Origin of the sequence: Bradyrhizobium sp. STM 3809 (assembly GCF_000239795.1) — a bacterium.
GTDB lineage: Bacteria > Pseudomonadota > Alphaproteobacteria > Rhizobiales > Xanthobacteraceae > Bradyrhizobium.
This window is the reverse complement of record NZ_CAFJ01000411.1, coordinates 1-2440: the sequence shown is the minus strand read 5'-3', so window position 1 is coordinate 2440 and position 2440 is coordinate 1. Positions and strand designations below refer to the sequence as shown.

General features: G+C 66.8%; 3 protein-coding genes and 1 pseudogene. All 4 read right to left on the bottom strand.

What is annotated here, in order from left to right; all coding sequences use genetic code 11:
• Positions 1-191, bottom strand: a pseudogene (locus BRAS3809_RS35010) (DUF4231 domain-containing protein); the annotation flags it as partial.
• A 122-nt stretch (positions 192-313) separates the two neighbouring features.
• Positions 314-691: a hypothetical protein gene (locus BRAS3809_RS20070; protein ID WP_008963883.1), complete on the bottom strand. Its 378-nt coding sequence runs from the start codon at positions 689-691 to the stop codon at positions 314-316.
• Positions 692-831: 140 nt separating this feature from the next.
• The gene (locus BRAS3809_RS20065) at positions 832-2037 is read right to left on the bottom strand and encodes an agmatinase family protein (RefSeq protein ID WP_008963882.1); all 1206 of its coding nucleotides are present in this window, start codon (positions 2035-2037) and stop codon (positions 832-834) included.
• Positions 2038-2064: 27 nt separating this feature from the next.
• The coding region (locus tag BRAS3809_RS20060) for an ATP-binding cassette domain-containing protein (RefSeq protein WP_035657107.1) at positions 2065-2440 on the bottom strand (376 nt) is incomplete at its 5' end.

Below are 2440 nucleotides of genomic sequence, written 5' to 3'. Positions count from 1 at the left end.
CTGAAGATGGTGCTACTGCTACTGGTCTGCGACAGCACGGCGGCCGTGGCGCTGAACACCACGACGCAGACCGTCGACCCGTGATTGGCGAAGCTCCACAGCTTCTGTCCCCGGCCGCTCCAGCGCAGCGCATCATTCAGCGTCCGCGCGACGAAGTCCGCTCCGGCTTCTTGTTCCTGCCCACTTGTCATTGTCCTCTCCCCTGCCTGGCGCCGGCTCGGTCGCCGACGCAGCCCAAGATTGAGAGACGATCAAACGACAACGGCCGGCCCCGCGCAAGCATGGACCGGCCGCATGGACATCGCGGCGGTGATCAGCCCCGCCCCTCGATCCCCCGCAGCTCCGCATAGCTCAGCGGCGTCAGTCCCGCGCCGTCGAAATAGATGAAACGCAGGCGGCGGCGGCGGGAGATGAAGTTGGACGGCAAGGGATCGTAGCGGAAGCTGCTGCCGCCGAGATGCGGCGTGAGGCTGCCGACATCGGTCAGCGCGTCGATCTCGACGCGCAGCAGCTTCAGGCTCTCGCCATCGCGCAGGATCTCGAACGGGATGCGCGCGAGCCGCAGGAAGCTGGTCGGATCAGGGGCGGCGATGAAGCCGTCGACGAAGGCGGCCTCGACCTTGTCGAGATCGGGCTCGACCACCGGCGCGGGCTTGGCCCCGTCGGGCTGGTGCGGGGTCTGCCACTGCACCGGAGAGCGGTGGCCGTGCGGATGGTTGTGGCCGGGGCCATGCGGCGGATGGTCGTGATCATGGTGATGATCATGATCGTGGGAATGACCATGATCATGATGATGGCCGTGATGGTGGTGATGATGGCGCATCGCGGACCTCAGAAGCTAACCGGCTTGTTGATGATGTGCTTGTGGCTGCCGAGCTTGCCGTGGGCGACCATCGATCCCAGCGCCTCGACGACGACGCGCACGCCGATCAGCGCGGTGATGTCGGACGTATCGTAGGGCGGCGAGACCTCGACCACTTCGAGCCCGCACAGGCCCTCGGCGGCGACGAGGCCGAGCAGCTTGAGCGCCTCGCGCGGAAGAAAGCCGCCGGGCTCCGGCCAGCCGGTGCCGGGCACGAAGCCGCAATCGATGGAGTCGACGTCGAACGAGATGTAGACGGCGTCGGCATCCTTCCAGGCCAGCTCGAGCGCGATCTCGGCGGTCTTCTCCAGGCCGATCTTCTCGATGTCGGCGATGGTCAGCACGTTGGTGTTGCGCTTGCGCGCGACCTCGACGCCCTCGCGCGGCACCTGCCAGCCGCCGATGCCGAGCTGCACCAGGTTGGTCGGCGAGACGTTCGGCAGATTGGTCGCCCAGTACCAGGGCGTGGTGTGCATGCGCTCGTCGAGATCCTTCTCCTGGATGTCGATGTGGCGGTCGAAATGGATGATGCCGATCTTCTTGTCGGTGCACTGCGCAATGCCGCGCACGCAGGGAAAGCCGATTGAGTGGTCGCCCCCGAGCATGATCGGCAGCGCGCCGGACGAGAACACATGGGCGACGCCGCGGCTGATCTGGTCGAAGCTCTTTTCCAGGTTCGCCGGGATGGTGAAGACGTCGCCGGCATCGCACAAGGTCATCTGCTCGCGCAGGTCGACGCCGAGCTCGTAATTATAGGGCGTATAGAGCGCGGAGATGCGGCGGATGCCCTGCGGCCCGAAGCGGGTGCCGGGGCGATAGGTGGTGCCGGAATCGAACGGGATGCCGATCACGGCGGCGTCGTACTTGCCGACGTCGCGGACGTTCTCGACATAGGGCGCCTTCATGAAAGTGTTGATGCCCGCGAAATGCGGCAGCTCGCCGCGCGCGAAGGTCGGGATGTCGCGATCGGTCAGGCTGTCCGAGCCGGGCAGGCCCATGTCGAGCGCCCATTGCCGCTCCTTGCGCCAGCCATTGGTCGGCAGCTTGCCCTCGGCCTCCAGCGCCTGCCAGCCCTGCGTGGCCATCTTGTCGAAGTCCGGATGGTGGCGGCGCAGGCGCGAGCGCTGCGGCTGCAGGCCGGCACGGCGGCTGCGCCGCATGGCGGGGAATGACATGGAGTTCTCCTTCGTTTCTTCTGGGTGTTATTGCGCCGCCTGCACGCTGGCACGGATGAAGCCGAGCACGGGCACAGGACTGTCGCGGGTGAGATCGAGGTCGTAGGTGATGCGCGCGCCGAAGCGCTCCGGCGCCTGCGGATCCTTGCGCGGACGGTCGAGCGCGATGAGACGCGTGGCGAGGCCGAACGCCTCCTTGATGTCGTGGGTGACCATCACGATGGTCATCTTGTGCTCGCGCCACAGCGGCTTGATCAGCGCATGCATCTGCGCGCGGGTGCCGGGATCGAGCGCGCCGAACGGCTCGTCGAGCAGCAGCACGCGCGGCTGCTTGGCCAGCGCCTGCGCGATCGCAAGCCGCTGCTGCATGCCGCCGGACAGCGCGCTCGGATATTTGTCGGCA